Source organism: Aeromicrobium sp. MLTX1 (genome assembly GCF_046452335.1).
Lineage (GTDB): Bacteria > Actinomycetota > Actinomycetes > Propionibacteriales > Nocardioidaceae > Aeromicrobium.
Window position 1 is genome coordinate 984,326 of record NZ_JBKFDN010000002.1, and the last position, 26,379, is coordinate 1,010,704.

Annotated in this window: 27 protein-coding genes; 5 read left to right on the forward strand and 22 right to left on the reverse strand. The window is 71.3% G+C overall.

The window, feature by feature from the left end; translation table 11 throughout:
• From infB to rimP, 4 genes are all read right to left on the reverse strand, one after another.
• Window positions 1-2,796, reverse strand: coding sequence for a translation initiation factor IF-2 (infB, locus tag ACK99Q_RS15195; protein ID WP_410186940.1), 2,796 nt, complete (start codon window positions 2,794-2,796; stop codon window positions 1-3).
• Between the two features lie 158 nt (window positions 2,797-2,954).
• Window positions 2,955-3,227 (reverse strand): YlxR family protein, encoded by a 273-nt coding sequence (locus ACK99Q_RS15200; protein ID WP_410186941.1) that lies wholly within the window; start codon window positions 3,225-3,227, stop codon window positions 2,955-2,957.
• A gap of 17 nt (window positions 3,228-3,244) precedes the next feature.
• A complete protein-coding gene (nusA, locus tag ACK99Q_RS15205) occupies window positions 3,245-4,273 on the reverse strand; it encodes a transcription termination factor NusA (RefSeq protein WP_410186942.1) in 1,029 nt (342 codons plus the stop codon).
• The gene (gene rimP / locus ACK99Q_RS15210; RefSeq protein WP_410186943.1) at window positions 4,273-4,737 is read right to left on the reverse strand and encodes a ribosome maturation factor RimP; all 465 of its coding nucleotides are present in this window, start codon (window positions 4,735-4,737) and stop codon (window positions 4,273-4,275) included. The genes nusA and rimP overlap by 1 nt, the downstream gene beginning before the upstream one ends.
• Window positions 4,738-4,810: 73 nt before the next feature.
• Between rimP and ACK99Q_RS15215 the strand changes: the two genes are divergently transcribed.
• Window positions 4,811-5,224, forward strand: a complete 414-nt coding sequence (locus ACK99Q_RS15215) for a hypothetical protein (RefSeq protein ID WP_410186944.1) — start codon at window positions 4,811-4,813, stop codon at window positions 5,222-5,224.
• Window positions 5,221-5,631 (forward strand): DUF4439 domain-containing protein, encoded by a 411-nt coding sequence (locus ACK99Q_RS15220; protein ID WP_410186945.1) that lies wholly within the window; start codon window positions 5,221-5,223, stop codon window positions 5,629-5,631. Before ACK99Q_RS15215 ends, ACK99Q_RS15220 begins: the two co-directional genes overlap by 4 nt.
• Before the next feature lie 108 nt (window positions 5,632-5,739).
• On the opposite strand, the gene ACK99Q_RS15225 is transcribed toward ACK99Q_RS15220, so the two are convergent.
• The 10 genes from ACK99Q_RS15225 to ACK99Q_RS15270 are packed head-to-tail and all read right to left on the reverse strand — an operon-like array spanning window position 5,740 to window position 15,515.
• Window positions 5,740-7,488, reverse strand: a complete 1,749-nt coding sequence (locus ACK99Q_RS15225; protein WP_410186946.1) for a proline--tRNA ligase — start codon at window positions 7,486-7,488, stop codon at window positions 5,740-5,742.
• A gap of 50 nt (window positions 7,489-7,538) precedes the next feature.
• Window positions 7,539-7,910 (reverse strand): hypothetical protein, encoded by a 372-nt coding sequence (locus ACK99Q_RS15230; protein ID WP_410186947.1) that lies wholly within the window; start codon window positions 7,908-7,910, stop codon window positions 7,539-7,541.
• A gap of 8 nt (window positions 7,911-7,918) precedes the next feature.
• Window positions 7,919-8,785, reverse strand: a complete 867-nt coding sequence (locus ACK99Q_RS15235; RefSeq protein WP_410186948.1) for a GNAT family N-acetyltransferase — start codon at window positions 8,783-8,785, stop codon at window positions 7,919-7,921.
• Between the two features lie 41 nt (window positions 8,786-8,826).
• On the reverse strand, window positions 8,827-9,957 hold the full coding sequence (ispG, locus tag ACK99Q_RS15240) for a flavodoxin-dependent (E)-4-hydroxy-3-methylbut-2-enyl-diphosphate synthase (RefSeq protein WP_410187004.1): 1,131 nt from the start codon (window positions 9,955-9,957) through the stop codon (window positions 8,827-8,829).
• A 17-nt stretch (window positions 9,958-9,974) separates the two neighbouring features.
• Window positions 9,975-11,276: a M50 family metallopeptidase gene (locus ACK99Q_RS15245; RefSeq protein WP_410186949.1), complete on the reverse strand. Its 1,302-nt coding sequence runs from the start codon at window positions 11,274-11,276 to the stop codon at window positions 9,975-9,977.
• Window positions 11,273-12,493 carry a 1-deoxy-D-xylulose-5-phosphate reductoisomerase gene (dxr, locus tag ACK99Q_RS15250; RefSeq protein ID WP_410186950.1) on the reverse strand — a complete coding sequence of 407 codons (1,221 nt, stop codon included), beginning with the start codon at window positions 12,491-12,493 and terminating at the stop codon, window positions 11,273-11,275. Before dxr ends, ACK99Q_RS15245 begins: the two co-directional genes overlap by 4 nt.
• A gap of 53 nt (window positions 12,494-12,546) precedes the next feature.
• Complete coding sequence (locus ACK99Q_RS15255; protein ID WP_410186951.1) at window positions 12,547-13,005, reverse strand: AMP-binding protein; 459 nt, start codon at window positions 13,003-13,005, stop codon at window positions 12,547-12,549.
• Complete coding sequence (locus tag ACK99Q_RS15260; RefSeq protein WP_410186952.1) at window positions 13,005-13,733, reverse strand: enoyl-CoA hydratase; 729 nt, start codon at window positions 13,731-13,733, stop codon at window positions 13,005-13,007. Before ACK99Q_RS15260 ends, ACK99Q_RS15255 begins: the two co-directional genes overlap by 1 nt.
• 43 nt (window positions 13,734-13,776) lie before the next feature.
• Window positions 13,777-14,607: a hypothetical protein gene (locus ACK99Q_RS15265; RefSeq protein ID WP_410186953.1), complete on the reverse strand. Its 831-nt coding sequence runs from the start codon at window positions 14,605-14,607 to the stop codon at window positions 13,777-13,779.
• Window positions 14,604-15,515: an ABC transporter ATP-binding protein gene (locus ACK99Q_RS15270; protein ID WP_410186954.1), complete on the reverse strand. Its 912-nt coding sequence runs from the start codon at window positions 15,513-15,515 to the stop codon at window positions 14,604-14,606. The genes ACK99Q_RS15265 and ACK99Q_RS15270 overlap by 4 nt, the downstream gene beginning before the upstream one ends.
• A gap of 129 nt (window positions 15,516-15,644) precedes the next feature.
• On the opposite strand from ACK99Q_RS15270, the gene ACK99Q_RS15275 reads away from it, so the two are divergent.
• From ACK99Q_RS15275 to ACK99Q_RS15285, 3 genes are read left to right on the forward strand one after another with little or no spacing between them, the layout of a single operon-like run.
• A complete protein-coding gene (locus tag ACK99Q_RS15275) occupies window positions 15,645-16,796 on the forward strand; it encodes a sensor histidine kinase (protein WP_410186955.1) in 1,152 nt (383 codons plus the stop codon).
• A complete protein-coding gene (locus ACK99Q_RS15280; protein ID WP_410186956.1) occupies window positions 16,784-17,443 on the forward strand; it encodes a response regulator in 660 nt (219 codons plus the stop codon). The genes ACK99Q_RS15275 and ACK99Q_RS15280 overlap by 13 nt, the downstream gene beginning before the upstream one ends.
• Window positions 17,444-17,503: 60 nt before the next feature.
• Complete coding sequence (locus ACK99Q_RS15285) at window positions 17,504-18,043, forward strand: hypothetical protein (protein WP_410186957.1); 540 nt, start codon at window positions 17,504-17,506, stop codon at window positions 18,041-18,043.
• Window positions 18,044-18,247: 204 nt separating this feature from the next.
• On the opposite strand, the gene ACK99Q_RS15290 is transcribed toward ACK99Q_RS15285, so the two are convergent.
• The 8 genes from ACK99Q_RS15290 to pyrH form a co-directional block, all read right to left on the reverse strand.
• Entirely contained in the window at window positions 18,248-18,604 is a 357-nt protein-coding gene (locus ACK99Q_RS15290; RefSeq protein WP_410186958.1) for a hypothetical protein, read from the reverse strand.
• A gap of 5 nt (window positions 18,605-18,609) precedes the next feature.
• On the reverse strand, window positions 18,610-19,755 hold the full coding sequence (gene rlmN / locus ACK99Q_RS15295; protein WP_410186959.1) for a 23S rRNA (adenine(2503)-C(2))-methyltransferase RlmN: 1,146 nt from the start codon (window positions 19,753-19,755) through the stop codon (window positions 18,610-18,612).
• Window positions 19,756-19,808: 53 nt separating this feature from the next.
• Window positions 19,809-20,801, reverse strand: coding sequence for a putative zinc-binding metallopeptidase (locus tag ACK99Q_RS15300; RefSeq protein WP_410186960.1), 993 nt, complete (start codon window positions 20,799-20,801; stop codon window positions 19,809-19,811).
• A gap of 57 nt (window positions 20,802-20,858) precedes the next feature.
• Window positions 20,859-21,734, reverse strand: coding sequence for a transglutaminase N-terminal domain-containing protein (locus tag ACK99Q_RS15305; protein ID WP_410186961.1), 876 nt, complete (start codon window positions 21,732-21,734; stop codon window positions 20,859-20,861).
• Window positions 21,731-24,202 (reverse strand): circularly permuted type 2 ATP-grasp protein, encoded by a 2,472-nt coding sequence (locus ACK99Q_RS15310; protein WP_410186962.1) that lies wholly within the window; start codon window positions 24,200-24,202, stop codon window positions 21,731-21,733. The genes ACK99Q_RS15305 and ACK99Q_RS15310 overlap by 4 nt, the downstream gene beginning before the upstream one ends.
• Before the next feature lie 3 nt (window positions 24,203-24,205).
• Window positions 24,206-25,054 (reverse strand): phosphatidate cytidylyltransferase, encoded by an 849-nt coding sequence (locus tag ACK99Q_RS15315; RefSeq protein ID WP_410186963.1) that lies wholly within the window; start codon window positions 25,052-25,054, stop codon window positions 24,206-24,208.
• The gene (gene frr / locus ACK99Q_RS15320; protein WP_410187005.1) at window positions 25,044-25,565 is read right to left on the reverse strand and encodes a ribosome recycling factor; all 522 of its coding nucleotides are present in this window, start codon (window positions 25,563-25,565) and stop codon (window positions 25,044-25,046) included. Before frr ends, ACK99Q_RS15315 begins: the two co-directional genes overlap by 11 nt.
• Before the next feature lie 72 nt (window positions 25,566-25,637).
• The gene (pyrH, locus tag ACK99Q_RS15325) at window positions 25,638-26,342 is read right to left on the reverse strand and encodes a UMP kinase (protein WP_410186964.1); all 705 of its coding nucleotides are present in this window, start codon (window positions 26,340-26,342) and stop codon (window positions 25,638-25,640) included.
• Window positions 26,343-26,379: the final 37 nt, after the last annotated feature.

The window sequence follows — 26,379 nt, forward strand, 5'->3', positions numbered from 1 at the left end:
TCAGTCCCGCTTCTTCTCGACCAGCTCGAAGGCCTCGATCACGTCGCCGAGCTTGATGTCGGAGTACGAGACCACGACACCGCACTCGAAGCCCTCGCGGACCTCGGACGCGTCGTCCTTCTCACGGCGCAGCGACAGCACGTCGAGGTTGTCGGCCACGACGGAGCCGTCGCGGACGATGCGCACCTTGGCGTTGCGTCGGATCGAGCCACTGGTGACCATGCAGCCGGCGATGTTGCCGCCCTTGACCTTCGAGGACTTGAAGATGTCGCGGATCTCGGCGGTGCCGAGCTGCTGCTCCTCGTAGATCGGCTTGAGCATGCCCTTGAGCGCGCTCTCGATCTCCTCGATGGCCTGGTAGATGACCGAGTAGTACTTGATCTCGACACCCTCGCGGTCGGCCAGCTCGGTCGCCTTGCCCTGGGGCCGGACGTTGTAGCCGATGATGACCGCGTTGGACGCCGCCGCCAGGTTGACGTCGGTCTCGGTGATCGCGCCGACACCACGGTCGATGACCCGCAGTGCGACCTCGTCGCCGATCTCGATGCCGGCCAGCGAGTCCTCGAGGGCCTCCACCGAGCCGGCGCCGTCGCCCTTGAGGATGAGCAGGAGCTCGTCCGTCTCGCCCTTCTCCATCGAGGACATGAAGTCCTCGAGGGTGCGGCGACCCGAGCGCTTGGCCAGGAGGGCGTTGCGCTCGCGCGCCTCGCGCTTCTCGGCGATCTGACGGGCGATGCGATCGTCCTCGACCACCATGAAGTTGTCACCCGCGCCGGGCACGGCCGTGAGGCCGAGCACGAGCGCCGGACGCGACGGGGTCGCCTCCTCGATGTTGTCGCCGAACTCGTCGAGCATGGCGCGGACGCGGCCGAAGGCCGGACCCGCCACGAGCGAGTCGCCGACACGCAGGGTGCCGCGCTGGACGAGGACGGTGGCCACGGGGCCACGACCACGGTCGAGGTGCGCCTCGATCGCCAGGCCCTCGGCCTTCTGCGCCGGGTTGGCGCGCAGGTCGAGCTCGGCGTCGGCGGTCAGCACGATCGACTCGAGCAGGGTGTCGAGACCCTGCTCGGCCTTGGCCGAGACGTCGACGAACATCGTGTCGCCGCCGTACTCCTCGGGCACCAGGCCGTACTCGGTCAGCTGGCCACGGACCTTGGACGGGTCCGCACCCGGCTTGTCGATCTTGTTGACCGCGACGACGATCGGCACACCGGCGGCCTTGGCGTGGTTGAGCGCCTCGACCGTCTGCGGCATGACGCCGTCGTCGGCCGCGACCACGAGGATCGCGATGTCGGTGGCCTGGGCACCACGGGCACGCATGGCGGTGAACGCCTCGTGACCCGGGGTGTCGATGAACGTGATCGCACGCTCGTTGCCGTCGACCTCGGTCGTGACCTGGTAGGCGCCGATCGACTGCGTGATGCCGCCGGCCTCCTTGGCCGCGACGTTGGCCTTGCGCAGCGCGTCGAGCAGCTTCGTCTTGCCGTGGTCGACGTGACCCATGACGGTGACGACCGGCGGACGGGCCGCCAGATCGCTCTCGTCGCCGGCGTCCTCGCCGAACTCCAGCGAGAACGACTCGAGCAGCTCGCGGTCCTCGTCCTCGGGCGAGACGACCTGGACGTCGTAGTTCAGCTCCTCGCCGAGCAGCTGGAGCGTGTCGTCGTTGACCGACTGCGTCGCGGTGACCATCTCGCCCATGTGGAACAGCACCTGGACGAGCGATGCCGCGTCGACGCCGACCTTGTCGGCGAAGTCGGTCAGCGAGGCGCCACGGGCCAGGCGCACGACCTGGCCGTCGCCCTTGCGGACGCGCACGCCGCCGATCGACGGCGCCTGCATCTGGTCGAACTCTTGACGCTTCGCGCGCTTGCTCTTGCGTCCACGACGCACCGGACCACCGGCGCGACCGAAGGCACCCTGGGTGCCGCCGCGCTGGTTGCGGCCGGGACCGCCGGGGCGACCGCCACCGGGAGGGCCACTGAAGCCGCCGGGACGGGCTCCGCCGCCACCGCCGCCGGGACGACCGCCGCCACCGGGACGACCGGGACCACCGGCGCGACCGCCGGGTCCGGGACGCGCGCCGGGACGGGCGGGGCCGACCGAGGACTGCTTGGGCATCATCGCCGGGTTGGGACGGGGCATGCCCGGACGAGCCGGGGCGCCGCCGCCCTCACGGGCCGCAGGCGGACGCGGTGCGCGCTCCTGCTGCATGCCCTGCTTGGACGAGAACGGGTTGTTGCCCGGGCGGGCCGCCGGCGTGCGCGGACCCGGACGGGGACCACCGCTGGTGGGCAGGCCGCCGGCCTGGCCGGGGCGCGGGGCCGCCGGTCCCGGACGGGGACCGGGGGTGCGCGACGGCGCGGGGGCGGGAGCCTCCGCGGCGGCAGCGGCCGGGGCCTCGGGGGCCGACGGCTGCTGGGGTGCCGGGGTGGGCTTCGCGGCCGGGGCGGGTGCCGCCGGCTTGGGCGCCGGAGCCGGACCCGGCTTCGGCGCAGCAGGCGCCGCCGGGGCGGCCGGCGATGCGGCGACCTCGACGGGCGTGGACTCGGGGGTGGTGCTCTCGGGCGCCTGCGGGGCCTCGGGCTTCTTCGCCGGGGCCTTCTTGGCAGCCTTCTTCGAACCCTGCTCGCGCAGGCGGTCGCCGTGCTCCTCCTTCAGACGGCGCACGACCGGCGCCTCGACGGTGGAGGACGCCGACTTCACGTACTCGCCCATCTCCTTGAGGGTGGACAGGACGACCTTGCTCTCAACACCGAGCTCGCGGGCGAGCTCGTGGACTCTTACGGCCACTCTTCTCCTTCAGGGATCCGGCCCCGAAGGAGGCACGGATCAGTTGTAGACGTACAGGCTCATTGCGCGGTGCATCTTCATTGCGCAGTACTCATCGAGTGCTCATGAGCGTGTGCTCCGATTTCCGTTTCGAGCGACACCGGTCGGTGCCGCAGTGGTCAGGGTCTGCGCTGGACCTCGTCGCGCACCCAGGTGGCCAGGGCGTCGGTGTCCGGGGAGCCTTCGAGTCGAAGGGCCCTGACGAACGCCCGCCGGTCGAGGGCGAGTTGCAGGCACCGTTCCGCGGGGTGCAGATGCGCTCCGCGGCCCGGTCGAGTGCCGTCTGGGTCGGGCTCCACGGTGACTCCCGTGGCGCTCCTTCCGGCGACGACTCTCACCAGAGTGGACTTCTCCGCACGCTGCCGACAACCGACGCACGTACGAATCACCATCGTCAAGTCTAGCGGCTCTACCGAGGCGACGCCGAATCGCCACCCGGCGTGGGTGCCGTGTCGGGTCGGATGTCGATGCGCCAGCCCGTCAGCTTCGCTGCGAGACGGGCGTTCTGGCCCTCCTTGCCGATCGCCAGCGAGAGCTGGAAGTCGGGCACGACGACGCGCGCGGAGCGCGTGGCCTCGTCGACGATCGTGACGCCCTTCACCTGCGCCGGCGACAGGGCGTAGGCGATGAACTCGGCCGGGCTCTCGCTGAAGTCGACGATGTCGATCTTCTCGCCGTGCAGCTCGGTCATCACGGCGCGGACGCGCTGGCCCATGGGGCCGATGCAGGCGCCCTTGGGGTTCACGCCGGCCGCGGTGGCGCGCACGGCGATCTTGGTGCGGTGCCCGGCCTCGCGGGCGATGGCCGCGATCTCGACCGAGCCGTCGGCGATCTCGGGCGACTCGAGCGCGAACAGCAGCTTCACCAGGTTGGGGTGGGTGCGCGAGACCTTGACGCGCGGACCGCGCAGGCCGCGCTCGACCTCGTAGACGTAGGCCTTGATGCGCTCGCCGTGCGCGTAGCGCTCCTCGGGCACGCGCTCGTTCAGCGGCAGCACGGCCTCGATCGAGCCGAGGTCGATGTAGACGTCGCCCGGCGAGCGACCCTGCTGGATCACGCCGGAGACGATGTCGCCGACCTTGCCGGAGAACTCGCCGAACTTGCGCTCGTCCTCGACGTCGCGGATGCGCTGCATGATCAGCTGACGCGCGACGGACGCGGCGAACCGGCCGAAGTCCTCGGGGGTGTCGTCGAACTCCTCCGTGAACGTGGCGGGGGGCGTCTCGCCGTCCTCGGACGGCGGGGTCTCGAGACGCTCGCGCGCCCAGACCGTGACGTGGCCGCTCTTGCGGTCCAGCTCGACGCGCGCGTGCTGCTGGGCGCCCGAGGTCTTGTGGTACGCCGAGAGCAGGGCGGTCTCGATCGCGTCGACGACGAGGTCGAAGCTGATGCCCTTCTCGCGCTCCAGCATCCGCAGCGCGGACATGTCGATGTCCATCAGACGTCCTTCCGGTTCAGCTCGATCTGCACGACGGCCTTGACGATCTCGTCGTACGGGAAGCGGGTGGTGTCGCCCTTGGCGGCCAGGTCGACGCCCGTGGCGTCGCTCTCGCCCACGCGGGCCTCGAAGCGCTCGCCGTCGGTCAGCTCGACGGCCACGACGCGGCCGGCGTTGCGACGCCAGTGGCGGGCCTCGACGAGGGGACGGTCGACGCCGCGCGACGCGACCTCGAGCGTGTACGGGCTCTCGCCCATGACGTCGGAGTCGTCGAGCGCGGCGGAGATGGCGCGGGTGGCCGCGGCGATGGTGTCGATGTCGACGCCGCCGTCGCGGTCGACGGCGATCAGGAGGCGACGGCGCTCGCCCTTGCCCAGCAGCTCGACCTCGTCGAGGTCCAGTCCGAGGGAGGTGGTGACGGGTTCGAGGAGACTCGAGATCCGTTCCGGGGTGGGGGTGGTCATCGGGTGCTCCTGTTCAGTTGTCATCCGTACTGCCCCACCCTACCGAAGAGGTCGAGGTCGGTAGTCTGCGGTCGTGAGCAGCCGACGCGTCGTCATCGCCGCCGCCGGCGGTGCCGCGGTCGGCCTGGCCGGACTGTTCGTCACCGACACCTTCGACGACGCGCTGCGGGCCGTGGGCGCCACGCCCAAGCCGCTCCCCCGCCCCGAGGACACCTCGCTCATGAAGGCCGTCGTCGAGGACCAGCAGCGCGTGCTGGCCGTCGCGCGTGGCGCCGCGAACCCGGAGGTCGTGACCCTGGTCTCGGCCCAGCTGGAGCAGCTCGGCGCGACCCCGGGCACGAGCACCGGGACCGGCGACCTCGCCGAGGTGCTGCGCACGGCCGTGGGCCACCGCGCCACCGACGCGCGTGCCGCGATCTCCCCCGACTTCGCCCAGGTGCTGGCGTCGATGTCCGCGGGTCTCGCGCAGGCGGTGACGCTGGCGTGAGCACCGCGACCGAGCTGCGCCTGACGCAGCAGTGGCTGGCGCTCGAGCACGAGGCGATCTGGGTGCTCGCGCTCGTCGGGGCGCGCTTCCCCGCGCTCGAGGAGGCCGCGCAGGACGCCCTGCCGGCTCACGAGACCACACGCGACCGGCTCGCCGACGCCGTCACGGACCTCGGTGGGACGCCCGTCGCGACCCAGCCCTCCTACGACGTCGCCGATCCTCGCGACGCGAGTGCCGCCCGTTCGCTGGTGCGCGATGTTGAGGCTCGCATCGCCGCCGCCTGCGTGCGACTCGTCGGGCCCACGAGCGACCGGGCGCGCGACCGCGCCGTCCGCGGCCTGCGCGCCGCCGCCCTCGCCCAGGTCCGCTGGGGCGCCGCCCCCGAGCCCTTCCCCGGCCTCGACTGACCCCCTCGCCTCCGGCGAGCGAGATCTGTAGCGGTATCCACCGCTTTCGCGGCGTTCAGGCCGAAAAAGCGTGGATAGCGCTACAGATCTGGCGCCGCGGAGCGGTGGTCAGGCGTGGTCGGCGAGGACCGTGGCGAGCTCGCCGGCGGGGACGTCGCGACGCTCGCCGGTGGCGCGGTCCTTGACCTCGACGACGCCGTCGGCCAGGCCCTTGCCCACGACGACGATCGTCGGCACGCCGATCAGCTCGGCGTCCTTGAACTTCACGCCCGGCGACATCTTCGGGCGGTCGTCGTAGAGCACGTCGAAGCCGGCCGTCTCGAGCTCGGCGACGAGGCCGTCGGCCGCCTCGAACAGGGCGGGATCCTTGCCAGCCACCACGAGGTGGACGTCGAAGGGCGCGACCTCCTTCGGCCACACGATGCCGGCGTCGTCGTAGGAGCCCTCGACGACCGCGGCCACGGCGCGCGAGACGCCGACGCCGTACGAGCCCATCGTGACCGTGACGAGCTTGCCGTTCTCGTCGAGCACCTGCAGGCCCAGCCGCTCGGCGTACTTGCGGCCGAGCTGGAAGATGTGGCCCATCTCCATGCCGCGCGCCAGCTCGAGCGGGCCCGAGCCGTCGGGCGCGGGATCGCCCGCGCGCACCTCGGCGGCCTCGATCGTGCCGTCGGAGGCGAAGTCGCGGCCCGCGACGAGGTCGAAGACGTGCCGGCCGGGCTCGTTGGCGCCGGTGATCCAGCTGGTGCCGTCGACGACGCGGGGGTCGGTCAGGTAGCGGATGCCCGTGGTGCTCTCGGCGCCCAGCGCCGCGGGGCCGATGTAGCCCTTCACGAGGCCCGGGTGCTGCGCGAACGCGGCCTCGTCGAACGGCTCGACCTCGGCGGGCGCCACCTGCGTCTCGAGGCGCTTCGCGTCGACCTCGCGGTCGCCGGGGACGCCGATCGCGAGCGGCTCGGTGGAGCCGTCGGGGTGGCGCAGCATGACGAGCACGTTCTTGAGCGTGTCGGCCGCGGTCCAGGGCCGGTCCTGGCGCGGGTGCTTCTCGTTGGCGTGGGCGACGAGCGTCTCGATCGTCGGGGTGTCGGGCGTGTCCTCGACGTGCGCCGCGGGCAGGCCCTCGAAGGCGATCGCGTCGGGCACGACCGTGGTGACGGCCTCGACGTTGGCCGCGTAGCCGCCGGGCGAGCGCACGAACGTGTCCTCGCCGGTCTCGGAGACCACGAGGAACTCCTCGCTCGCCGAGCCGCCCATGGCGCCGGAGTCGGCCTGGACGATGACGTAGTCGAAGCCAAGACGATCGAAGATGCGGATGTAGGCGGCGCGGTGCGCCTGGTAGGCCGCCTCGAGGCCCTCGTCGCTCACGTCGAAGGAGTACGAGTCCTTCATGATGAACTCGCGGCCGCGCAGGATGCCGGCGCGCGGACGCGCCTCGTCGCGGTACTTCGTCTGGACCTGGTAGAGGATCGCGGGCAGGTCCTTGTAGGACGAGAACGTGTCCTTCACCAGCAGCGTGAACATCTCCTCGTGCGTGGGGCCGAGCAGCATGTCGTTGCCGCGACGGTCCTTGAGCCGGAAGAGGTTGTCGCCGTACTCGGTCCAGCGGTCGGTGGCCTCGTAGGGATCGCGCGGCAGCAGCGCCGGGAAGCGCACCTCCTGGCCGCCGATGGAGGCCATCTCCTCGCGGACGATCGCCTCGACCTTCGCCAGCACCCGCAGGCCCAGCGGCAGCCACGAGTAGATGCCGGGCGCGACGCGACGCACGTAGCCGGCGCGGACGAGCAGCTTGTGGCTCGGGACCTCGGCATCGGCGGGATCGTCGCGCAGGGTACGGAGGAAGAGCTGGCTCATGCGCATGGCACGAGGCTATCGGCTGGCACGACGGGCGACGTGACCGCCCGACGGGCTCAGGAGGAGCGCGCGAGGTTGAGCGCCGCGCGGATCAGCGGCCACTGCAGCGGCAGGCGCGCCAGGACTCCGGCCTTGAACGCCGGGGAGGTCCGGCGGCTGCCGACGACGTCGACCGCCATCTGCACGTTCGCCGGGAACACGGCCGCCAGCAGACCCGCGGATGCGAGCGCGCCGACGCGGCGCGTGGGAGGTGCGATCACCGCGGCCGCGCAGACCAGCTCGGCGACGCCCGACGCGAGGACGATCTCGCGGTGGCGCGGCAGGAAGCGCGGCACGATCCGCTCGAAGACCTGCGGACGGACGAGGTGGATGACGCCGGAGACGGCGAACGGGACGGCGACGAGCGCCAGGTCGGTGCGACGGGACATGATGCCTCTCAGAGCAGGATCGAGGCGAACGTCTCGACCTGGCGGAAGCCGACACGCTCGTACGTGCGGCGGGCGGGGGTGTTGTGCTCGTTGACGTAGAGGGTGACCGCGGGCGCCACCGCGCGACGCACCTGGCGGATCACGGAGGCGAGGGCCGGCGCGGCCACGCCGGTGCCGCGCAGCTCGGGGTGCACCCACACACCCTGCAGCTGGCACCCGGTGTCCGTCGCTGCGCCGACCTCGGTCTTGAACAGCACCGTGTCGTCCTCGATGATCGCGTACGACCAGCCCATCGACACGAGCTGCGTGACGCGGGCGCGGTAGCCGCTCGGCGAGCCCACCGACTCGGGGTGGACCCCGACCTCCTCGGTGAACATCGCGACGCATGCCGGGTACAGCGTGTCGACCTGGTCGATCCGGACCGGGCGCACCCGCGGGTCGAGCGGCACGTCGCTGTCGTGCTTGAGCACCATGAACGGCTGCGACGGGCGGGGCGAGCGCGCCGGGCCCCACTCGTGCTTCACCCGGTCCCACAGTGGCAGCACCGTCGAGGCGGTCCCGACCAGCGAGCTGGGCTTGTGGCCGTGCGTCAGCAGGCGCTCACTGAAGGCCTCGATCGCCGCGGGCGTGGCCTGGGCCGGGACGACGTTGGCGCCCACGTGCAGCAGCGAGACGGCCTGGCCGTCCTCGAAGTAGCCCCAGAGCTCGGCACCGAACCAGCGCCGGTCGAGCCGCGTGGAGTCCACGCGGTGGCGGACGAACATGTCGACGAGCGGCTCGCGGTCGAGCACCTCGTGGATGAGCTCGAGGTCGGCGCGTCCCAGCGGCCTCACGTAGGAGGACGTCGCGGCAGGCGGATCGCACACCTCGGTCATGTGACCCAGACTACCCGCGGGGCTTCGGGTGCAACTCGGAGTCAGGACACGGAGACCGAGGCCGAACCGCCCTCGACCGGCTCCATCGTCTCGGCGATGCGCATCGCCTCGTCGATGAGGGTCTCGACGATCTGACTCTCGGGGACGGTCTTGATGACCTCGCCCTTGACGAAGATCTGGCCCTTGCCGTTGCCCGAGGCGACGCCGAGGTCGGCTTCGCGGGCCTCCCCCGGTCCGTTGACGACGCAGCCCATGACCGCGACGCGCAGCGGGACCTCGAGGCCGTCGAGCCCCGCGGTGACCTGCTCGGCGAGCGTGTAGACGTCAACCTGGGCGCGGCCGCACGACGGGCACGAGACGATCTCGAGCTTGCGCGGGCGCAGGTTGAGCGACTGGAGGATCTGGATGCCGACCTTGACCTCCTCGACCGGCGGGGCCGAGAGGGAGACGCGGATCGTGTCGCCGATGCCCTTGCTGAGCAGCGCGCCGAACGCCGTGGCGCTCTTGATCGTGCCCTGGAACGCGGGACCGGCCTCGGTGACGCCCAGGTGCAGCGGCCAGTCGCCGCGCTCGGCGAGCAGCTCGTAGGCACGCACCATGACGACGGGGTCGTTGTGCTTGACCGAGATCTTGAAGTCGTGGAAGTCGTGCTCCTCGAACAGCGAGGCCTCCCAGACGGCGGACTCGACCAGCGCCTCGGGCGTGGCCTTGCCGTACTTCTCGAGCAGGCGCTTGTCGAGCGAGCCCGCGTTGACGCCGATGCGCAGTGAGACGCCGGCGTCCTTGGCCGCCTTGGCGATCGCGCCGACCTGGTCGTCGAACTTGCGGATGTTGCCCGGGTTGACGCGCACGGCGGCGCAGCCGGCGTCGATCGCGGCGAAGACGTACTTCGGCTGGAAGTGGATGTCGGCGATGACCGGGATCTGCGACTTGCGCGCGATGTCGGGCAGCGCGTCGGCGTCGTCCTGGCTGGGGCATGCGACGCGCACGATGTCGCAGCCCGCGGCGGTGAGCTCGGCGATCTGCTGGAGCGTGGAGTTCACGTCGGAGGTCAGCGTGGTGGTCATCGACTGCACCGAGATCGGGGCGTCGCCACCGACGTCGACGGTGCCGACCTTGATCTTGCGCGTGGGCCGGCGAGGAGCCAGCACCGGCGGCGGGCCCTCGGGCATCCCGAGGTCGACCCCGGTCACGAGAGCCTCACCGGATTGACGATGTCCGCGTAGATCAAGACCACACCCATGACTATAAGGACGAGCCCAACCCCATAGGCGACCGGCAGCATCTTCGCGACGTCCACGAAACCGGGATCCGGCTTGCCCCGCAGGCGGGCGAACACGCGGCGCAGCTGCTCCCAGAGCGCCCCGGCGATGTGCCCGCCGTCGAGCGGCAGCAGCGGGATGAGGTTGAACAGCCACAGGAACAGGTTGAGGCTCGCCAGCAGGCCGATGATGCGCTGCGCGCGCTCGCCCCACGTGGGGTCGTTGTACGTGACGAGCTCGCCGGCCACCCGGCTGGCGCCGACGACGCTGACGGGGCCCTCGGCGTCGCGCTCGGCACCGACGGCGGCCTTCGCGACGTCGACCATGCGCGCGGGCAGGTGGACCAGCGCGTTGGCGGTGGCGCCGATCATCTCCCCCATCTGGTCGATGACGAAGACGGGTCCCTGGCGCTCGTTGACGAAGGTGGGCGAGACGCCGAGGAAGCCCACGTTCTCGACGCGCTCGGGGTCGTCGACCGAGGCCCGCGCCAGCACCGAGGTGTTCACGGTGACCTCGCGCTCGGCGCCGTCGCGCTCGAAGCCGATCGTGGCCTCGCGGTCGCCGTTGCGGCGGATCAGCGTGGTGACCTCGGTCCAGTCGTCGAGCGGCTCGCCGTTGAACGTGGTGAGCACGTCGCCGGTCTCGAGGCCGGCCTGCCGCGCGGGAGTCACCGGGTCGGCGTCGGTGCACGCACGGCCCACCTCGGCATCGGTGATCGCACAGTCCGACACCTGACCGACGGTGGTGGTCGGCGTCGGCACGCCGAACGCCATGAACGAGATCGCGAACAGCACGGTGGCGATCAGCAGGTTCACCGTGGGTCCGCCGGCCATCACGATGACCTTCTGCCACCAGGGCTTGCGGTAGAACAGGCGGTCCTCGTCGGCGGGATCGACGTCCTCATACTCGGCCGCGCGGGCGTCGGTGGCCATCTGCGTGAACAGGCCGGTGTTGGACGAGCGGACGACAAGGTGGCCGTCGTGGTCGCGCTCCTCGCGCTCGGGCGGGAGCATGCCGACGAGCTTGACGAAGCCGCCGAGCGGGATGGCCTTGAGGCCGTACTCGGTCTCGCCGCGCTTGACCGACCACACGGTGCGGCCGAAGCCGACGAAGAACTGCGTGACCTTGACGCCGAACTTCTTCGCGGGCCACATGTGCCCGACCTCGTGCAGCGCGATCGAGACCGCGACGCCGATCAGGAAGACGATGACTCCCAGCGCGTACATCATCGGCGGACCGCCTGTGCTCGGGCGGCGACGACCTCACGGGCGCGCTCACGAGCACGCGCGTCGGCCTCGAGGACGCGCTCGACGGAGAGGTCGCCAGCGGCGGCGTCAGGGTCGGTGAGGTGGTCGTCGACGATCTCGGCCACCGTGTCGACGATGCCGAGGAAGTCGAGGTCGCCGGCCATGAACGCGTCGACGCAGACCTCGTTCGCGGCGTTGAACACGGCGGGGGCGGTGCGTCCGAAGGCGCCGGCGCGGCGGGCCACGCGGATCGCGGGGAACGCCTCGTCGTCGAGCGGGAAGAACTCCCAGGCGGTGGGCGACGTCCAGTCGCAGGCCGGCACCGCGCCGGGGACACGACGCGGCCACGAGAGCCCGAGTGCGATCGGCAGGCGCATGTCGGGCGGCGAGGCCTGGGCCATCGTGGAGCCGTCGACGAACTCGACCATCGAGTGCACGACCGAGGTCGGGTGCACGACGACGTCGATGCGGTCGTAGTCGATGCCGAACAGCAGGTGCGCCTCGATGACCTCGAGGCCCTTGTTCACCAGCGTGGCGGAGTTGATCGTGATGACCGGGCCCATGTCCCACGTGGGGTGGGCGGACGCCTGCTCGGGCGTGACGTCGAGGAGCTCGTCGCGCGAGCGGCCACGGAACGGGCCGCCGCTGGCGGTGAGCACGAGCCGGCGCACGTCCTCGGGATCCTCGCCGCGCAGTGCCTGTGCGAGGGCCGAGTGCTCGGAGTCGACGGGCACGAGCTGGCCTGGCTTCGCGGCGTCGAGCACGAGCTCGCCGCCGATGATGAGCGACTCCTTGTTGGCCAGCGCGAGCGTGGCGCCGGTCTCGAGGGCGGCCAGCGTGGGCATCAGGCCCACGGCACCGGTCATGCCGTTCAGGACGGTGTCGGCGGGCACCCGCGCGGCCTGGACGGCGGCCTCGGGCCCGGCCACGAGCCGCGGCAGCTGGTACTCCCCCGCCGACCAGCCGCGTCGCTGCGCCTCGGCGTACAGCGCGAGCTGCACGTCCTGCGCGGCGGTGGCATTGGCCACGGCGACCAGCTCCACGCCGAACTCCAGCGCCTGGGACGCCAGGGTCGCCGGATCGGCGCCTCCGGCGGCCAGCGCCACCATGTCGAACCGGTCCGGATTGGCTCGCACGACGTCGAGCGCCTGCGTGCCGATCGACCCGGTCGAGCCCAGGACGACCACCCGCGAACTCATGGGGTCCATTGTGGCACCGGCCGGCGAACCCGGGGCCGGACCCTGCGAGCCGCTCAGGTGAGGGTGCCGCCGTGCAGGAGCGTGGCGAGCACGTCGCCGTACTTGCGCTCCATGCGCTCGCCGTAGTCGCCGGCGTCGTGCATCTCGGCGCGGGCGGGATCGACCCGCCCGGCGCGCAGCACGAGCTCGAGCTCGTACTCCTCGTCGCCGGTGTGGATCGTGGCCGGATCCCCTTCGATCCGGAAGCCGGCCTCGCGGTCGGGCTCGGCCCCCAGACGCACGATCGCGAGGACGCTCACGACCCAGGTGTGGCGGTCGGGGACGGCCAGGGCCACGGGGGCGCCGGCGCGCAGGCCGAGGTCGCGCAGGCCACCCGCGAGCGACGCGCTCTCGTGGAGCAGCTGGGCGTAGGACAGCGAGCCTGAGGGCGTGACGAGCGCGAGCTCGTCGGCGCGGCCCTCGACGACGTGACGGTCCAAGGCCCGGAAGGCGATGCTCTGCGTACGTGCCATCAGATCCCCCTGAAGATCGGTTCGCGCTTCTCGGTGCGGGCGAGGGCCGCCTCCTTGACGTCCTGGCTGGCCCAGACGTCGCGGAAGCTCTGCTCGATGCGCTCGTCGTCGCTGCTCGAGCCGTTGAGGACCAGCTTGTTGTGCGCCAAGGTGAGCGGCGCGAGGCGGGCGATCTCGTGCGCCCAGGCGATCGCGTCGTCGAGGGTGCCGGCGCGGTCGGCCAGCCCACACGCGAGTGCCTCGTCGCGGTCGATCGTGTCGGCGGCGAGCATGACCCGGCGCGCGCGGCCGTGGCCGGCGAGGTCGGCCAGGGTGCGGATGGTCCACGCGTCGACGGCCATGCCGTTGCGCGCCGTGGGGACCGCGAAGCGGGCGCGCTCGTCGACCACCCGCAGGTCGCACGCGATCGCGAGCTGGGTGCCGGCGCCGATCGCGGGGCCGTTGACGGCCGCGATGACGGGCACGGGGACCTGCGCGAGGTGGTGCAGCATCCGGTACAGCGCCTCGATGAACTCGTCGCCGTAGACGCCGTCGAGGTCGGCCCCGGCACAGAACGCCGAGCCCTCCCCCGTCACGACGAGCACGCGGGCTCCCTGCTCGACCGCCTCGGTGGCGGCCTCGTGCAGCTCGCGGCACAGCGCGAGGTTGAGCGCGTTGCGCCGGTCGGGACGGCGGAGGGTGAGAACGACGACGTCGCCGTCGCGCGCGGTGGTCAGCAGGTCGGGCATGCGACCCAACCTAGCGAGCGACCATCGCGCGGACGGCGCGGCGTCACTTCACTTCGGTGCGCTGGACCCGCAGGAAGCCCAGCACGCCGGGCACGACGACCCAGAGGCAGAACGTGAACGCGAAGCGCAGGTACTCCAGCGCCCCGACGTCGACCGAGTTGCCCATGACGTCCTCTCCGGCGATGAGAGGCGTGGCCGCGTAGTTGAAGTCCAGCCACGGCAGCAGATCGCGCGCCCAGCCGAACAGGGCCATCAGGATGGGGTACGCCACGAGCGGCAGGATCAGCGCGACGACGTAGAAGCTGGCCACAGCGGCCGGCGTGTTCAACAGCAGCGACGCGAACGCGAAGGCCATCCAGAAGAACGCCAGCTGCAGCACGACCGTCCAGAGCAGCTCCCTGCCCGTGAGGTTCCAGACGACGTCATGGTCGGTCAGCATGCCGTAGAGGACGTTGCCCAGAGCACCGAAGACGGCCGCCAGGACGAGCGTGCCGAGGGCGAGCAGCGTGACGGCGGCGAACTTCGCACCGATGACGCGGCCCCGGTGGGGCTGCAGACTGAAGGTGGTCAGGTGCGTGCGCTGGCTCCACTCGCTGCTCACGGACAGGATCGCGAACACGGGCAGCAGGATCGACAGCGGGATGGTCATGATCTGGGAGAAGCCCGACGCCGTGATCGTCACGTCGTCGTTGAGGGCCAGCACGAGCAGCGTGAGCGCCATGGCCAGCAGCAGCAGCCCACCGGTGATGATGAACAGCCACAGACCTCCGCGGGTGTCGAACATCTTGCGCAGCTCGACCCTGACCTCGCGGGAGAAGGGGATGGCGGGACGCGACAGGTCGATCGTCGAACCGCTGGTGGTGGTCGTGCTCATGACTGGGCTCCTTCGGTGGCGAGGGCATCGCGCTGGTCGTCGGCGGTGAGCTGCAGGAACATGGCCTCGAGGCCCGCTCCGTCGGCCTCGCGCAGCTCGAGCAGGGCCACGCCCGCCTTCGCGGCGGCCAGGCCGACCTCCTCGGGCGACGCGGTCGAGGTGACGGCGTCGGAGGCGATCGACGCGTCGAGACCGGCGGCCTCGAGCGCTCCGATCAGCGCGACGTGGTCACGAGCTCGCACCCGGGTGCCGGCGGCGCGCAGGAGCTCGTCCTTCGTGCCGCTGGCCACGATGCGACCGTGGCCGATGACGATGAGGTCGTCGGCGATGATCTGGATCTCGTGCAGCAGGTGCGACGAGAGCATGACGGTGCCGCCGCGGTTGGCGTACTCGCGCAGCAGCTGGCGCATCCAGTGGATGCCGGCCGGGTCGAGACCGTTGGCGGGCTCGTCAAGGATGAGCACCTTCGGGTCGCCGAGCAGCGCGTGCGCGATGCCGAGGCGCTGGCGCATGCCGAGCGAGTAGTTGCGGACGCGGCGCTTGGCCTCCTTGGGCGTGAGGCCCACGAGGGCGAGCATCTCGTCGACGCGCGACATCGGCAGGCCCATCGCGCGGGCGCCGATCACGAGCACCTCGCGACCGGTGCGGCCGCCGTGCTGGGCCGAGGCGTCGAGGAGGACGCCGACCTGCGTGCCGGGGTTGGGGATGTCGGCGTAGTTCGCGCCGCCGATGGTGGCGGTGCCGCCCGAGGGGCGGGTCAGGCCGGTGATCATCCGCATCGCGGTGGACTTGCCGGCGCCGTTGGGTCCGAGGAACCCGGTGACGCGTCCGGGTCGGCACACGAACGAGACGTCGTCGACGGCGCGGAAGTCGCCGTACGACTTGGACAGGTTCTGGACTTCGATCATGACTCCACCCTGCCGTGTGTCGAGGTCTCGCAACAGCCTCCGACACGCTGGTTCTCCTAGCCGAAAGTAGGGGGCGCGCCATCCTCCCGCCCGAGGCGCCGAGTCGGGAGTCGCGCCTATCCTGAGTCGGTGACGCCCCCGCCCCCTCCCCTGTCCTTGTGGGGGCACGCCTGGCGCACCGTCGTCGTCCTGCTCATCTCCGCCGTCGCGTGGTCGGGGGTCTTCCTGTGGCAGTGGGAGAACGCGCGCTGGTGGTGGTGGCTGGACCTCGGGATCGGACTGGCCTGCTTCGTCCTGACGTTCTGGCGACGCCGCTTCCCGGTCACCGTCGCGCTGGTCACGAACGTCGCCAGCGCCTTCGCGACCTCGGCCGGCGGCCCGGCCACCCTCGCGCTGTTCTCGCTCGCCACGCGACGCCGGTGGAACGAGATCGTCCCCGTCGGCGTCGTCACGCTCGTCTCCGCGTTCGTGTTCGTGCTGGTCGACCCCGTGACGGACCGTGACCTGTGGCTGCTCAACGCCGGATTCATCGTCACGATCATCGGGTTCACGGTGGGCTGGGGCCTCTACGTGGGGTCGCGGCGCGAGCTTCTGGCCACGCTGCAGGAGCGCGCCGAGCGGGCCGAGGCCGAGCAGGCCGCGCGGGTCTCGCAGGCGCGCACGGCCGAGCGGGCCCGCATCGCCCGCGAGATGCACGACGTGCTGGCCCACCGGATCTCGATGGTCACGATGCACGCCGGGGCCCTCACCTTCCGTGACGACCTCGGGGCCGAGGAGATCCGCCGCACGGCCGGCATCATCGAGCAGAGCTCGCGCCTGGCCCTCGTGGAGCTGCGTGAGGTGCTCGGCGTCCTGCGCGACGACGTCGGCGACGGCGCACCCGAGCCGCCCCAGCCCACGGCTGCGGGCATCGACGGCCTCGTCGAGCACTTCCGCGCCTCGGGGATGAACCTCGACGCGAACCTGTCCGTCGACCTCTCGACCGTGCCGGAGTCCATCGGGCGCACGGCGTTCCGCGCGGTGCAGGAGGGCCTGACCAACGCGTCCAAGCACGCCCCGCACGCGCGTGTCGCCCTGGCGATCACCGGCGGTCCGGACGACGGCTTGGTGATCGAGGTGTCGAACCCGCTGCCGGCCGGCGGGCGTGCTCCCGGGCTCCCGGCCTCGGGCCTGGGACTCGTGGGTCTGGCCGAGCGTGCCGAGCTCGCCGGTGGCCGACTGCACCACGCCACGGTGGCCGGCCACCACGTCCTGAGAGTGTGGTTGCCGTGGATCGCGTGATTCGAGTCCTGCTCACCGACGACGACCCGCTCGTGCGCGCGGGCCTGGGCCTCATCCTGGGCGGCGCGCCCGGGATCGAGGTGGTGGCCGAGGCGTCCGACGGGCGCGAGGCGGTAACCACCGTGCGCGAGCGGCCGGTCGACCTCGTGCTGATGGACCTGCGGATGCCCGTCATGGACGGCATCGAGGCCACCCGCGCGATCACCGCCGAGCCCTCTCCCCCGAAGGTCGTGGTGCTCACGACCTTCGACGCCGACGACCACATCGTGCACGCCCTCGCGGCCGGCGCCGACGGGTTCCTCCTGAAGGACACGCCTCCCCCGCGGATCGTCCAGGCGATCCAGGCGGTCATGGCGGGCGAGCCGATCCTGTCGCCGGCCGTGACGGCCAACCTGATCCGCCAGGTCACGGCGGACGGCGCCGACCAGCGACGCACCGCCGCTGAACGCCTCGTCGCGACCCTCACCGAGCGCGAGCTCGACGTCGCCCACGCCGTCGGTCAGGGCAGGTCGAACGCCGAGATCGCGGCCGAGCTCTTCATGAGCCTCGCCACGGTGAAGGCGCACATCTCGCGCATCTTCGCGAAGCTCGACGCCTCGAACCGCGTCCAGGTCGCGATCACGATGCACGACGCCGGCCGCCTCTGAGGGTTGGTCCGCCGGCCGCTGCGGACGAGAGCCGTCGGCCCTCTTCGCCATGCTCGTGCCGTGACCACGCAGTACTTCATCGACGAGACCAAGGCCAAGGGCTATGTCGTCGTCGCGGTCGCTTGTCCTGCCTCTGCTCTCGCAGCGGCGCGCAGAACCGTCGATGCCCTGGTACTGCCCGGTCAGCGAACCATCCACATGAAGAACGAGAGTTCAAGGCGTAGGACCCACATCGCCAGCGCAGTCTGCGGACTGACCCAGGTCGGCGTCAGCGCGGTGGTGCTGGACGCGGGTCGCGGGCCGGAGCCCGAGATCGCACGGCGGGAGCGAGCGCTGCGCGGCATCGTCGCACTGGCGACGGCCGGCAGCACCCCTGCGAACCTGACCCTCGACTTGGACGAGACGTTGCGCTCGCGTGATGCCCGCGTCCTCGCCTCGACCCTTCAAGAGCGGCGTGCCACCGAGATCACCTACAGCCACCAGACGCTGGCGTCGCAACCGCTGCTGGCTCTTCCGGACGTCATCGCGTGGTGCTGGGCCCGCGGCGGCGACTGGCGGCGGCGGGTACAGCCCGTGATCATCGACAGGCGCGAGGTCTGAGAAACGCGAAACCCGAGCGCCGCGTCCGTCCGGACGGGTCTCGGGTTCACTTCCTGACGCAGAGCGCGCCAGACACCACCAGTATGCCGTGTGGTCCCGACGGCGCCAAGGCATTCGGTCCCTCGGCTTCGCCACCCCTGTCTGGAACGCACGTGCACGCTGGAACGGTGCGGCAATCTCCGCGCGCGCGAAGCACCTACCTTGCTAGATGAGGTCCTTGTGCCGATCCCACAACGCGTCACGGTCCTGACCCTCAAGCGGGCGGGCCTCGAACCGATCGCCACCCTCGTCGAGAAAGCCCTGCTCGAGCTCACTCACCGTGTACCAGTCGGGTCCGTAGTCCTCGTTCGGTCGGTCGACTTCCCCATCAGCCCAGACGAGGGCGAACCACATGTGCTCCTGGCGCTTCCAGAAGAGGGGAAGCGATCGCATCGGCCAGATGTCCGAGATGAGGTATCCGACGACGACGCCATCGCGGGACAGCTCCCAGACAGCCTCACGGAAGGGATGAAGACGCGGGTCTTCCGGCCAATCGTCACGACCGAACATCGCAAGGCGCAAGGCGGCTACTCGGCGGCGGCGAGCTGGCCGCAGGCGCCGTCGATGTCGGAGCCGCGGGTGTCGCGGACCGTGGTGGGGATGCCCTTGGCCTCGAGGCGGCGGACGAACTCGCGCTCGTCCTCACGACGCGAGGCCGTCCACATCGAGCCGGGCGTCGGGTTCAGCGGGATGAGGTTGACGTGCACCCAGCCCCAGTCGCCGTACGAGTTCAGCACGTCGCCCAGCAGGTCGGCGCGCCACGCCTGGTCGTTGATGTCGCGCATCATCGCGTACTCGATCGAGACGCGGCGCTTGGTGGTCTTCGCGTAGTTCCACGCGGCCTCGACCGTCTCGGCGACGCTGGAGCGGTTGTTGATCGGCACGAGCTCATTGCGCAGCTCGTCGTCGGGCGCGTGCAGACTGAGCGCGAGGGTCACCGGGATGCCCTCCTCGGCGAGCTGGCGCATGCGCGGGACGAGGCCGACGGTGGACACCGTGATGTTGCGGGCGCTCATGCCGAGGCCGTCGGGCGCGGGTGCCACCATGCGGCGGACGGCGCCGATGACGGCCTTGTAGTTGGCCATCGGCTCGCCCATGCCCATGAACACGACGTTCGAGAGGCGGCCCGGGCCGCCGGGGACGGCGCCCGACTCCATCTGGTGCGCGGCGTCGACGACCTGGTCGATGATCTCCGCGGTGCTCATGTTGCGCTGCAGGCCGCCCTGGCCCGTGGCGCAGAACGGGCAGGCCATGCCGCAGCCGGCCTGGCTGGAGACGCAGATCGTGGCGCGGTCGGGGTAGCGCATCAGCACCGACTCGACGAGCGCGTTGTCGAACAGGCGCCACAGGGTCTTGCGGGTGGTGCCCTTGTCGGCCTCGAGCACGCGGACCTGCGACAGCAGTTGCGGCAGCAGGGCGCCGACGATCGCGTCGCGCTCCTTCGCCGGGAGGTCGGTCATGTGCTCGGGGTCGCGCTCGTGGCGGGCGAAGTAGTGGTGCGCCACCTGCTTGACCCGGAACGGCTTGAGACCGAGCTCCTCGGCGGCGGCCTTGCGCTCGTCGCCCGAGAGGTCGGCGAGGTGCCGCGGGGGCTTGCCCCGTCCACGCGCCGGTGCCATCACGAGAGGCAACGGCTTGGGATTCACGTCCGCAACGTTCACCTCGTTCGCCATGTCCCCAGTGTCCCAGACAGCGCCCACCGGGAACGAATCCGCGCGCGGACGCCTCAGAGCGCGCGGAACCGCGGCGACAGCGCGGCGACGAACTCGAGCTTGTCCAGCACCGGTCCCGCGATGACGAACGGGTAGAGGGGGTCCTTGCCCATCGAGCGGTTGATCTGGTTGAGCGCCACCGAGAGCGGGATCCAGACGCCCGTCACGAGGTCGCGGAACGAGCGGAACGCGCCGACCTCCACGGTCGTGAGCCCGAACGACTGTGCCGTGTCGATCGTGTCGGCGATGTGCAGCACGTGCGCGAACGTCTCGGCGAAGTCCTCGAACGGGTGCATCGTCGCGTAGGCGCTGATGTAGCGGTCCCGCCAGCCGGCCGGCGGGCCGTCGGCGTAGTGCCGGTCGAGGGCCTCCTGGTAGTCCGCGCGCTCGTCGCCGAACAGCTCGCGCGCGGCCTCGAGCAGGTCGCCCTTCACGAGCTGGGACTCGTAGTAGTGGCCGGTCTCGTGACGGAAGTGCCCCAGTAGCGTGCGGTACGGCTCGTCGAGGTCGCGGCGCAGCCGCTCGCGGTGCACGCTGTCGCCCTCGGCGAGGTCGATCGTGACGATGCCGTTCTGGTGCCCCGTGGTCACCGGCTCGTTGGCGCTGGAGAGCAGGTCGAAGGCCAACCCGTTCTCGGGGTCCTCGGCGCGCGTGACGATCGGCAGCTCCAGGGCGTCGAGCTCGACGACGAGCCGGCGCTTGGCCGACTCGGCCTCGGGGAACGCGCGCATGCCCTCGGGGTCGTGGTCGTTCGGCCGGGTCCGCGTGAGGGCGCAGTTGAAGCACAGGGTCCCCTCGAAGCGCGTCAGCCACGTGCACGCGGCCAGCTCCCGGTTGGCGCAGCGCCACCACACGAGTCCCTCGGCGTCGACGTAGCGTCCCTGCTCGTCGACGGGGACGATCGCCCGCTCCTCACGGGAGAAGCCGAGCTCCGCGCCGCACGAGACACACGTGGTGTTCTCGAAGTACAGGGGGTTGCCGCACCGGCGACACTCGAACGCACGCACGGAACCACCCAACCCCGACAGCCGCGGCTGCGCCACTTCGAGCCCACAGGGCCTCGGTCACACGAGCGGGGCCACGTCCACCTGGACGTCGAGCGAGGACGAGCGCGCGTCGGTGTAGATGATGCCCTTCACCGGCGGCACGTCCTTGTAGTCGCGACCGCGCGCCACCGTGACGTAGCGGTCGTCGGCCCAGTGGTCGTTGGTGGGATCGAGCGCGAGCCAGCTGCCGTCGGGCAGCCACACGGCGGCCCAGGCGTGTGAGGCGTCGGCACCGACGACCCGCTCGCGCCCCGGGGGCGGCGTGGTGGCGAGGTAGCCGCTCACGTAGGCGACGGCGAGCCCGTGCGAGCGCAGGCACGAGAGCGTGAGGTGGGCGAAGTCCTGGCAGACGCCGGCGCGCTGCTCGAAGACGTCGTCGATCCGGCTGGTGACCGTGGTGGCGGTCTTGTCGTAGCGGAAGTCGGCGTGGATGCGGTGCATCAGCTCGGTGACCGCCTCCCCCACCGGGCGGCCGGGCGTGAGCGACTCCGCGGCGTAGGCGTGCGCCTGCTCGGTCTGGTCGACGAGCGTCGACGGGAGCGCGAAGTCGACCGCGCGCCACGCGTCGGCCACATCCGACCGCTCCCCCGGACGGGCCTGCTCCCACGGCGTGGCGAGCGCGTCGGCGTCGTACGTGGGCACCTGCACCTCGACCTCGCTGGTGGCGTCGACCACGAGCGTGCGGTGCGGCTCGGTGACCTGGAAGTAGCTCACCGCGTTGCCGTAGAAGTCGATGTCGCGCGACGCGTCGCCCGGCGTCGGCTCGATCCGCACGTCGACGGAGTCCACCTGCTGCCACGAGGTGGAGCGGGGCTCGACGTGGGCGATGCCGTAGCTGTTCGAGACGTCCTCGTCGTACGTGTAGGTGGTGCGGTGCCAGACCCGGTACCTCATGCGCCCCCTCCCGCCGACAGCGCCAGGGCCCGCGGCGTGGGCGCCGCCGCGAAGTGCACCTCGGCGACCGCGTCGGACAGGCGCATCAGCTGCTGCGCGGTGGCCTGCGCGAATCGCACGAAGTTCGGCCGGTTCTCGCCCTCGATCGCCATGAGGGCCGCGACGTCGAGCCGCTCGAGCTCCTCCAGGAGGTCGTCCACGAGCCGTTCGGGACGGCTCGAGCCGCTCGAGCCCGGGAGGGTCGCGAGCGAGGCGTCGATGGCGCGCAGGTTGAACGCGAGCGACCGCGGGTTCGTCTCGTCGAGGAGCAGCAGGTCGAGCACCGAGGCGCCCCGGACCACGCCGCGGTGACGTCGGCGGTGCGTGATCGCGCTCTCGGCCGCCTGCAGGACCGCGAGGTGCACGTCGCGATCGACGTCGATCCCGCGGCGCACCGAGAGGGTGGGCCCGACGAGGTGGCAGAGCTGGAGGCTGCGCTCGATGCCGCGACCGATCTCCATGAGGTGCCAGCCCTCGTCGCGCACCATGTTGCCCGTCACGCCGTGCAGGGCGAGCACGTCGGTGAGCATGCGGCCCGCACTCTCGCCGATCTGCCAGCCGTGCGGGTTGGCCGCGAGCGCTCCGCGGGCGCGGTCCATCGCGCCGAAGACGCGGAAGAGGTCGGGCGAGACCTGGTCGCGGACGCTCTGCGCGATCTCCTTCAGGCGTGCCACGGTCTGCGCCACCGACCCGGAGCGCCGGGTGTCGAGCAGCAGCGACCGCAGGTCGCCCTCGAAGTCCTGCGCCTCGAACGGCGACGGGCTCAGCGAGCGCAGCACCTGCGAGACGACGGACAGCGTGCGGCCCCCGCTGGAGTGTGGGCGCCCCTGGAAGTCCTCGGCGAGCTCGTGCGTGACGATCGCGAGCCGCAGCAGGTCCTCGACGCGCTCGGCGTAGCGGCCCAGCCAGAACAGGTCGTCCAGCACGCGCGGAACCGGCGTGACGGGAGCCCGCACGTGGGCGACCGGCAGCGAGTCGAGCAGGCCCTGGTCGGGCTCGTCCGGCGACTCCTTGAGCACCCAGACGTCCTTGCTGACGCCGACCTCGTCGGACTCGGTGCCCACGGGCGCGGCCGTCGCGAGGCCGCCGATCATCGGGCGGTAGCTGGAGCCGTGCCGCAGCGTGAACGCGCGCAGCGTCAGGGCGTGCGGCTGCAGGCGGCCGCGGTCGAGGGTGGGCGAGACCGAGACGGCAGCGCGCTCCTGCCCCACGTAGCGGTACGGCTCGGCGCGGATCGCGGCGACGAGATGCTCGCGGGTCAGCGCCTCGGGCACGAACGGCGGGTCGATCCGGCGGACCACGAGCTCGTCGAGCCGGTCGAGCACCTGGTCGCGACCCTCCGGGGTGCCGGCCCAGACCGTGGGCACGCTGGAGAGCCGGAGCGGCTCGTCGAGCAGGCGCTCGCACATCGCGGACATGAACGGCAGCAGGGCCGCGTTCTCCAGTACGCCCGAGCCGAGCCCGTTGACGACCGTCACCGTGCCGCGCCGGACCGCCTCGGTGAGACCCGTGACGCCCAGCTGCGACTCGCCGCGCAGCTCGAGCGGATCGCTCCACTCGGCGTCCACGCGCCGCACGATCACGTCGACGCGCTCGAGCCTGCCCAGGACCCGCATCCAGATGGCGCCGTCGCGCGCGACGAGGTCGCTGCCCTCGACGAGCGGGAAGCCGAGCGTGGTGGCCAGGAACGCCTGGTCGTAGGCCGTCTCGGACGTGGGACCCGGCGAGAGCACCACCACGCGCGGGTGCTCGCGTCCGTCGGGCGCCACCTGCGTCAGCGCGACCCGCAGGGCCTGGAAGAACGGCGCGAGCCGGTGCAGGCCGGCCTCGCGGTAGGCGACGGGCAGGACGCGGGACAGCACGCGACGGTTCTCCATCGCGAAGCCGATCCCGGACGGCGCCTGCGTGCGGTCGGCGATGACCTGCCACTCCCCCGACGGCGTGCGCCCGAGATCGGTTCCCGTGACGACGAGCTGACGACGGTGGTCGGCGCTGGCCCGCGCGACCACCCGCAGGAAGCCGCTGTGCCCGAACACGATGCTCGCGGGCAGCGTGCCGCTCGAGAGCAGCTCCTGCGGGCCGTAGAGGTCGCGCGAGATCGCATTGAGCAGCTCGGCGCGCTGCGCCAGGCCCTTCTCCAGCACCGACCACTCGTCGGCGGCGATGACCAGGGGCACGGGGTCGAGCCGCCACGCCTGCTGGTCGGCGCCCGGTGGTGTGTAGACCGCGCCCTCGTCGGCGAGCAGGCGCGCGATCTCGTCGCCGACGCGGTTCAGCTCGGGCAGGGTCAGGTCGACCGCCTCGGCCGCCAGCCGCTTCCACGACGTGCGCAGCGTGCCGTCGGGGCTGGCAACCTCGTCGTAGAGGGCGGCCGTCTGGCCCAGCGCCGGCTGGATCACCGAGGCGGCGTAGTCACGCAGGACGGTCATGGCTCAGACCAGCAGGTACATCACCAGGTACGCGACGGGCGCGACGGCGATGAGCGAGTCGAGCCGGTCCATCAGTCCACCGTGGCCTGGCAGCAGGTCGCCCATGTCCTTGATGCCGAGGTCGCGCTTGATGAGCGACTCGCACAGGTCGCCGAGGGTGGCGAAGCAGACACCGGCCACGCCCAGAAGCAGGCCGGCCCACCACGGGCCCTCGAGCGCGTAGATGACCACGAGGATGCCGCACGCGATGCCCGCGAGCAGCGAGCCGGCGAATCCCTCCCAGGACTTCTTCGGCGAGATCGTCGGGGCCATGGGGTGCTTGCCGAACAGGACGCCCGCGGCGTAGCCGCCGATGTCGGAGGCGATGGTCACCAGGATGAACGCCACGACGCGCCACGGGCCGTCGTCGGCCGCGAGCATGCGCATGACGAACGTCCCCATGAGGAACAGGTAGGACAGCAGGAAGACGCCGGCCGTCGCGTCGCGGACGAAGCCCTCGCTGCCCGAGCGCAGTCGCCAGGCCATCGTCGCGATGACCGTGAGCGCCATGACCGCCGCGGCGGTGTCCATGTCGTCGTAGAACGCCACCACGAGCATGGCGACGCCGCCCACGAGCACGGGCGGCAGCGGCACGCGGATGCCGGCCGTGGCGAGCGCACGCGCGATCTCCAGCGCCGCCACGACGAGCGCGACCGCCGCGACCGCACCGAACAGGTCCTTGACCCAGAACAGGGACAGCAGGACCAGGGCGACCAGGCTGACGCCGACCGTGATGGCCGCGCGCAGGTCGCGGCCGGCCCTCCCGGTCTTCTTGGCGTCGGCAGCGTCGGGAGTCGGGCCCTCAGACGTCAAGGAGCTCTGCCTCTTTGGCCTTCAGGGCCTCGTCGATCTCGTCGACGTGCTTCTTCGTCAGGCCGTCGAGGCGCTTCTCGGCGCCGGTGTTGTCGTCCTTGCTGATCTCGGAGTCCTTCTCGGCCTTGTCGAGCGCCTGCTTGGCGCTGCGACGCACGCCGCGCACCGCGATGCGGCCGTCCTCGGCCTTGGAGCGCGCGAGCTTGATGTACTCCTTGCGGCGCTCCTCGGTGAGCTCGGGCAGCGTCACGCGCAGCACCTTGCCGTCGTCGGATGGGTTGACGCCCAGGTCGGAGTCGCGGATGGCCTTCTCGATGGCCGACTTCGCGCCGATGTCGTAAGGGGCGATGATGACGGTGCGCGCCTCGGGCACCTGGAAGCCCGCGAGCTGCTGCAGCGGCGTGGGCGTCCCGTAGTAGTCGGCGGTGATCTGGGCGAACATCGCGGGGTGGGCGCGTCCGGTCCGGATGGCCTCGAACTCGTCGCGAGTGTGCTCGACCGCCTTCTTCATCCGGGTCTCGGCATCGCGCAGTGTCTCGTCGATCACGTCATGCTCCGTTGCATCGTCGGGGGTGTCCATGCCTCAGGCGTGGACGAGTGTTCCGATCATCTCACCACGCAGGGCGCGGGTGACCGCACCCTCGTCGTTCATGTTGAACACCATCATGGGCAGTTCGTTCTCCATGCACAGCGCGAACGCGGCCGCGTCGACGACCTGGAGGTTGCGCTGGAGGGCTTCGTTGAAGGTCAGGCTGTCGAAGCGCTGGGCCTCGGGGTTGCGGCGCGGGTCGGAGTCGTAGACCCCGTCGACGCCGTTCTTGCTCATCAGCACGACGTCGGCCTTGATCTCCAGCGCGCGCTGGGCCGAGACCGTGTCGGTGGAGAAGTACGGCATGCCGGCGCCGGCGCCGAAGATCACGACACGGCCCTTCTCCATGTGGCGGATGGCGCGGCGCGGGATGTACGGCTCGGCGACCTGGGCCATCGCGATGGCGGACTGCACGCGCGTCTCGACGCCCTGCTTCTCGATGAAGTCCTGGAGCGCGAGGGCGTTCATGACGGTGCCCAGCATGCCGATGTAGTCGGCGCGCGAGCGCTCCATGCCGCGCTGGCTGAGCTCGGCCCCGCGGAAGAAGTTGCCTCCGCCGACGACGATCGCGACCTGGACGCCGTCTCGGACGGCGGCGGCGACCTGGGCGGCCGCGTCGTTGACGACGTCGGGGTCGATGCCGATCGCACCTCCTCCGAAGACCTCACCGGAGAGCTTGAGGAGTACGCGGCGAGCCATGGGTACGAGATTATCCGATGACCGCCCTCGGAGCGCA

What these genes read in the sequence shown, in the direction of transcription:
- dxr (WP_410186950.1), bottom strand. Translation starts at nt 12,493, where the DNA reads ATGAGTTCGCGGGTGGTCGTCCTGGGCTCGACCGGGTCGATCGGCACG.
- rlmN (WP_410186959.1), bottom strand. Translation starts at nt 19,755, where the DNA reads ATGGCGAACGAGGTGAACGTTGCGGACGTGAATCCCAAGCCGTTGCCT.
- ACK99Q_RS15270 (WP_410186954.1), bottom strand. Translation starts at nt 15,515, where the DNA reads ATGATCGAAGTCCAGAACCTGTCCAAGTCGTACGGCGACTTCCGCGCC.
- ACK99Q_RS15230 (WP_410186947.1), bottom strand. Translation starts at nt 7,910, where the DNA reads ATGTCCCGTCGCACCGACCTGGCGCTCGTCGCCGTCCCGTTCGCCGTC.
- nusA (WP_410186942.1), bottom strand. Translation starts at nt 4,273, where the DNA reads ATGGACATCGACATGTCCGCGCTGCGGATGCTGGAGCGCGAGAAGGGC.
- ACK99Q_RS15225 (WP_410186946.1), bottom strand. Translation starts at nt 7,488, where the DNA reads ATGCGCATGAGCCAGCTCTTCCTCCGTACCCTGCGCGACGATCCCGCC.
- ispG (WP_410187004.1), bottom strand. Translation starts at nt 9,957, where the DNA reads ATGCCCGAGGGCCCGCCGCCGGTGCTGGCTCCTCGCCGGCCCACGCGC.
- ACK99Q_RS15265 (WP_410186953.1), bottom strand. Translation starts at nt 14,607, where the DNA reads ATGAGCACGACCACCACCAGCGGTTCGACGATCGACCTGTCGCGTCCC.
- rimP (WP_410186943.1), bottom strand. Translation starts at nt 4,737, where the DNA reads ATGACCACCCCCACCCCGGAACGGATCTCGAGTCTCCTCGAACCCGTC.
- pyrH (WP_410186964.1), bottom strand. Translation starts at nt 26,342, where the DNA reads ATGGCTCGCCGCGTACTCCTCAAGCTCTCCGGTGAGGTCTTCGGAGGA.
- ACK99Q_RS15260 (WP_410186952.1), bottom strand. Translation starts at nt 13,733, where the DNA reads ATGCCCGACCTGCTGACCACCGCGCGCGACGGCGACGTCGTCGTTCTC.
- ACK99Q_RS15310 (WP_410186962.1), bottom strand. Translation starts at nt 24,202, where the DNA reads ATGACCGTCCTGCGTGACTACGCCGCCTCGGTGATCCAGCCGGCGCTG.
- frr (WP_410187005.1), bottom strand. Translation starts at nt 25,565, where the DNA reads ATGAAGAAGGCGGTCGAGCACACTCGCGACGAGTTCGAGGCCATCCGG.
- ACK99Q_RS15305 (WP_410186961.1), bottom strand. Translation starts at nt 21,734, where the DNA reads ATGAGGTACCGGGTCTGGCACCGCACCACCTACACGTACGACGAGGAC.
- ACK99Q_RS15235 (WP_410186948.1), bottom strand. Translation starts at nt 8,785, where the DNA reads ATGACCGAGGTGTGCGATCCGCCTGCCGCGACGTCCTCCTACGTGAGG.
- ACK99Q_RS15245 (WP_410186949.1), bottom strand. Translation starts at nt 11,276, where the DNA reads ATGATGTACGCGCTGGGAGTCATCGTCTTCCTGATCGGCGTCGCGGTC.
- ACK99Q_RS15255 (WP_410186951.1), bottom strand. Translation starts at nt 13,005, where the DNA reads ATGGCACGTACGCAGAGCATCGCCTTCCGGGCCTTGGACCGTCACGTC.
- ACK99Q_RS15200 (WP_410186941.1), bottom strand. Translation starts at nt 3,227, where the DNA reads ATGGTGATTCGTACGTGCGTCGGTTGTCGGCAGCGTGCGGAGAAGTCC.